This window comes from Streptomyces glaucescens (assembly GCF_002154375.1).
GTDB lineage: Bacteria > Actinomycetota > Actinomycetes > Streptomycetales > Streptomycetaceae > Streptomyces > Streptomyces glaucescens.
Map to the genome: position 1 here is coordinate 1 of NZ_MUND01000825.1, position 4857 is coordinate 4857.

The 4857-nt window shown below is 69.5% G+C and carries 6 protein-coding genes; 3 read left to right on the top strand and 3 right to left on the bottom strand.

Features of this window, described 5'->3' with window-relative positions:
• Positions 1 to 1212 (top strand): class II 3-deoxy-7-phosphoheptulonate synthase (locus CCN42_RS37845; RefSeq protein ID WP_107427715.1); only part of this gene is annotated, 1212 nt, incomplete at its 5' end.
• A gap of 159 nt (positions 1213 to 1371) precedes the next feature.
• On the top strand, positions 1372 to 1605 hold the full coding sequence (locus CCN42_RS37850) for a (2Fe-2S)-binding protein (protein WP_078957652.1): 234 nt from the start codon (positions 1372 to 1374) through the stop codon (positions 1603 to 1605).
• Positions 1606 to 1633: 28 nt separating this feature from the next.
• Here CCN42_RS37850 and bfr read toward each other — a convergent pair whose 3' ends face one another.
• Positions 1634 to 2113, bottom strand: a complete 480-nt coding sequence (gene bfr, locus CCN42_RS37855) for a bacterioferritin (protein WP_086173556.1) — start codon at positions 2111 to 2113, stop codon at positions 1634 to 1636.
• 176 nt (positions 2114 to 2289) lie between these two features.
• Here bfr and CCN42_RS37860 point away from each other — a divergent pair, with 176 nt between their 5' ends.
• On the top strand, positions 2290 to 2922 hold the full coding sequence (locus tag CCN42_RS37860; RefSeq protein ID WP_086173557.1) for a sulfite oxidase-like oxidoreductase: 633 nt from the start codon (positions 2290 to 2292) through the stop codon (positions 2920 to 2922).
• A 26-nt stretch (positions 2923 to 2948) separates the two neighbouring features.
• Here the strand turns inward: CCN42_RS37860 and CCN42_RS37865 are convergent, their stop codons facing one another.
• A complete protein-coding gene (locus CCN42_RS37865; RefSeq protein ID WP_086173558.1) occupies positions 2949 to 3827 on the bottom strand; it encodes a deoxyribonuclease IV in 879 nt (292 codons plus the stop codon).
• Positions 3828 to 3930: 103 nt separating this feature from the next.
• On the bottom strand, positions 3931 to 4857 hold a 927-nt coding region (locus tag CCN42_RS37870; RefSeq protein WP_143662171.1), incomplete at its 5' end, for a Stk1 family PASTA domain-containing Ser/Thr kinase.

Consider the following 4857-nt stretch of genomic DNA (forward strand, 5'->3'; position numbering starts at 1 on the left):
GCGGGCGAGTGCGACCAGCTGCGCGCCCGGATGGCGGCCGTCGCCAAGGGAGAGGCGTTCCTCCTCCAGGGCGGCGACTGTGCCGAGGCGTTCGACGCGGTGTCCGCCGATCAGATCCGCAACAAGCTCAAGACGCTGCTCCAGATGGGTGCGGTGCTCACCTACGCGGCGTCGGTGCCGGTGGTGAAGGTGGGCCGGATCGCCGGCCAGTACTCCAAGCCGCGCTCCAAGCCCACCGAGACCCGTGACGGTGTCACCCTCCCGGTCTACCGGGGCGACTCGGTGAACGGTTTCGACTTCACCGAGGCCTCCCGGATCCCGGACCCGGAGCGGCTGAAGCGGATGTACCACGCCTCGGCGTCGACGCTGAACCTGGTGCGTGCCTTCACCACCGGCGGCTACGCCGACCTGCGCCAGGTCCACGCCTGGAACCAGGACTTCGTGCGCTCCTCGCCCTCCGGGCAGCGCTACGAGCAGCTGGCCCGCGAGATCGACCAGGCGCTGAACTTCATGCACGCCTGCGGGGCGGACCCGGAGGAGTTCAAGACGGTCGAGTTCTACGCCTCCCACGAGGCGCTGCTCCTGGACTACGAGTCCGCGCTGACCCGCGTCGACTCGCGCACGGGCCGGCTGTACGACGTGTCCGCGCACATGGTGTGGATCGGTGAGCGCACCCGGCAGCTGGACGGCGCGCACATCGAGTTCGCCTCGAAGATCCGCAACCCGATCGGCATCAAGCTCGGCCCGAGCACGACGGCCGAGGAGGCGCTGCAGTACATCGAGCGTCTGGACCCCGAGCGCGAGCCGGGCCGGCTGACGTTCATCGTGCGGATGGGCGCGGACAAGATCCGTGACCGGCTGCCCGAGCTGGTGGAGAAGGTCACCGCGTCGGGTGCGGTGGTGGCGTGGGTGACCGACCCGATGCACGGCAACACCTTCGAGGCGGCCTCCGGGCACAAGACCCGCCGCTTCGACGACGTCCTCGACGAGGTCAAGGGCTTCTTCGAGGTCCACAAGGCGCTGGGCACCCACCCCGGCGGCATCCACGTCGAGCTGACCGGTGACGACGTCACCGAGTGCGTCGGCGGCGGCGACGAGATCTTCGTCGACGACCTCCACCAGCGCTACGAGACCGCCTGCGACCCCCGCCTCAACCGCAGCCAGTCCCTCGACCTCGCCTTCCTCGTCGCGGAGATGTACCGGGACCAGTGAGGTTTCAGTTGCTTACCGGCTGTTCTCAGCCATGAAGTGGGGCGCGGATCACATACGATCCGCGCCCCACCGCTCTTTTGCGGGTCCTGCGGGATGGGTAAGGTTAGGTTTGCCTCACCGATCACGGGGACGGCACCACTCAAGCGATCCCTGCGGGAGGTGAACCGCGTGTACGTCTGCTCTTGCTTCGGCGTCACCGAGCAGCAGGTCAAGCAGCACGCGGAGAACGGGGCCTGCACCCCCCGCCAGATCGCCTCCGCCTGCAAGGCGGGCACGGACTGCGGCTCGTGCGTACGCCGTATCCAGGCGATCCTGGGCCGCGGCGCGTGCCCCCGGCGGGAGCTGGCCGACCAGGGCAAGCCGGTGCTCGCCGGCCTCGACGAGGCGGCCTGACCCTCCGGCGGCCCGGCCCTCCGGCCGCTCAGCCCTCCGGCTGCTCGATCAGCTGCGCGAGGTAGAGCGCCTCACCCAGCTTGTCGATCAGGTCGAGCTGGGTGTCGAGGTAGTCGATGTGGTGCTCCTCGTCCTCCAGGATCGACTCGAAGATGTTCGCCGACGTGATGTCGCCCTTCTCGCGCATCACCTTGATCCCGCGCTTGAGCCGGTCGATCGCCTCCACCTCGATCTCCCGGTCGGCCCGGAACATCTCGGTGACCGTCTGCCCGACCCGCACATGGAACAGCCGCTGGTAGTTCGGCAGCCCGTCCAGGAAGAGGATCCGGTCGGTCAGCACCTCGGCGTGCTTCATCTCGTCGAACGACTCGTGCCGCGTGTACTTGGCGAGCTTCGTCCAGCCGAAGTTCTCCTGCATCTTGGCGTGCAGGAAGTACTGGTTGATCGCGGTCAGCTCACCGGTCAGCTGCTCGTTGAGGAACTCGATGACCTCGGGGTCGCCCTGCATCGCAGAGGCTCCTTCCACACGGAGGAACGGGGAGGTTGCCGCCGCATGATTGCACCGCCTCTCGAAGATCGTCCAGTAAGTGCGTACTTAGTAAGTAAGGGCATGCTTACTACCAGTTGCCCGTTTCCGGGCCTGCGTGGTCATGTGCACCGGTCGGGGTCTGTCAGGATGGAGACATGGGTCATCCGGTGGAACGCGAAACAGGAGAAGCAGCACGGTCCGAGCTTCCGCCGGGGCAGCGAGTGCAGCGCGGCTGGCCGGTCACGCACTACGGCCCGGTGCCCAAGTTCCGGCCCGAGCGCTGGGAGTTCAGGGTCTTCGGGGCGACGGCCGACGGCGAGAAGCACGGCTGGACCCACGAGGAGTTCACGGCCCTGCCGTACACCACCGTGGTCGCCGATCTGCACTGCGTGACGAAGTTCAGCATGCTGGGCGCCGAGTGGGGCGGAATCCCCGCGCGGGCCATTCTGGAGATCGCGCCGCCCGCCGAGAATGTCACCCATGTGATGGTGTGGGCCGAGTACGGCTTCAGCTCGAATCTGCGCCTGGCCGACTTCGCCGACGAGCGCACGATTTTCGCCACCCACAAGGACGGTGAACTGCTCACCGCCGAGCACGGCTTCCCGCTCCGCCTGGTGGTGCCGCACCTGTACGCCTGGAAGGGCCCGAAGTGGGTCCGCGGTGTCGAATACATGACCACGGACCGCCGCGGCTTCTGGGAGGAGCGCGGCTACCACAACATCGGCGACCCGTGGAAGGAACAGCGCTACTCGTACCAGGAGGAGCCCGGGGACGGCCCCGAGCTCTGACCAGCGCTTTCCTCAGGGCCTCCGGCTCACATCTCCCGGAGCTTCTTCAGCCGCTCCACGTCCGCGGCGTGCCCCTCCTTGCCACCGGGCGTCTCGATCACCAGCGGAACACCCTCGGTGGCCGGGTGCGTCATCAGTGCCCGAAACGGGTCCTCGCCGATGTGACCGGCGCCGATGTTGGCATGCCGGTCCTTGTGCGCGCCGACCACGTCCTTGGAGTCGTTGGCGTGGATCAGTTTCAGCCGGCCCTCGCCGACGGTGTCCACCAGCAGATCGAGGGTCTGGTGCATCCCGCTCGGGCCGGTCAGATCGTGCCCGGCGGCGAAGATGTGGCAGGTGTCCAGGCAGACGCCCAGCTTCGGATGGGCGTCCAGCGCTTCGAAGTACGGCCCGAAGTCCCAGGTGCGCGAGCAGAGCGAGGAGCCCTGCCCGGCCGTCGACTCCAGCAGCAGGAACGGGTCGTCGTCGTGGGTCAGCTCGTCCAGCAGCGGCAGCATGTGCTCCCGCACCTGCTTCAGCGCCACCGACCGGTCCCGCCCGCCGGTCGCGCTGCCGGTGTGCACGACCACGCCGAGCGCGCCGATCTCCCGGCCGCGCCGCAGCGAGTGCCGCAGCGACTCCACCGACCGCTCCACGGTCGCCTCGGTGTGCGAACCGAAGTTGATCAGATACGGCGCGTGGACGTACGCCGGGATCGACTCCGCCGCGCAGGCCGCCCGGAACTCCTCGTCCTGCCGCGGACTGCCGGCCGGCGTGGCCCAGCCGCGCGGGTTGGCGACGAAGACCTGCACGGTCTCCGCCCGCAGATCACGCGCGTACGACAGGCCGACGGAACTGAGGCCGCCGGCCACGGGGACGTGACCGCCGACGGGGTTGCGGAGGGGGCCGGGAACTTCGCTCTTCACCCGTTCAGGGTGTCATGGACCTTCCCGTGCCCCCGCCCGCGGAGCGTGTGCGGTGCCTCTCAGCGGACGGTGAGCGCGGCCTTCGGCGAGGGTGAGCGCGCCCTCAGCGGATGGTGATCGTGATCGTGGAGCCCTTCGGGGCCGCCTCGCCGCCCTCCACCGACTGGCTCCTGACGGTGTCGCCGAACAGGCCGAGCAGACCACGTTCCTCGTCCACCCGGAAACCGGCGGCCTCCAGCCTGTCCCTGGCGTCGTCCACACTGTCCCCGACGACGTCCGGGACCTCGACCATCACCGGGCCCCTGGACACCGTGAGGGTCACCGTGTCGCCCTGGGCGGCCCGGTCGCCGGGGCCGGGGCTCTGCCGGGCGACCTGCCCCCGGTCGTGCTCCGAGTGCACCTGCTGCTCGGCGACCCGCACCTTCAGGCCGGCTTCCTGGAGCTCCTCCCGGGCGTCGGCGAGGTCCTCGCCGGTGACGTCCGGCACGTCGACGGGGCTGCCCTTGCTGACGGTGAGCGCGATCGCGGAGCCGGCCTTGCGCTCGGTGCCCGCCACCGGCTCGGTGCCGATCACGAAGCCCCTCGGGACGTCCGTGCTGAACTCCCGGGTGACCATGCCCGGCTCCAGGCCCTCGTCCTCCAGCACGCTGCGCGCCTTGTCCAGGCGGTAGCCCGCCAGGTCGGGCACCTTCACGGTCTGCGGGCCGTCGGAGATGGTCAGCGTCACCGAGTCGTTCTGCCGTATGCGGCTGCCCGGCTCGGGGTCGGTGCTGATGACCGTGCCCCGTCCGACCGTGTCGCTGTAGGCGTGCTTGACGTCACCGACCTCCAGGCCGGCGTCCCGCAGCCGCCGCTCGGCCTGCTCCTGGGTCTTCGCCAGGATCGGCGGGACCCGCGTGAACTGGCCGGAGTTGATGTACCAGACGCCCGCGCCGACCCCGAGGACCAGCAGGACGGCGGCGACGAGCGTGACCACCGTGCGCGGCGGCCGGGGGCGGCGCCGCGCACGGGCTGTCGCGTATACACATCT

Coding starts and splice junctions, on each gene's coding strand:
- bfr (WP_086173556.1), bottom strand. CDS start 2,113: ATGCAGGGCGACCCCGAGGTCATCGAGTTCCTCAACGAGCAGCTGACC.
- CCN42_RS37860 (WP_086173557.1), top strand. CDS start 2,290: ATGGGTCATCCGGTGGAACGCGAAACAGGAGAAGCAGCACGGTCCGAG.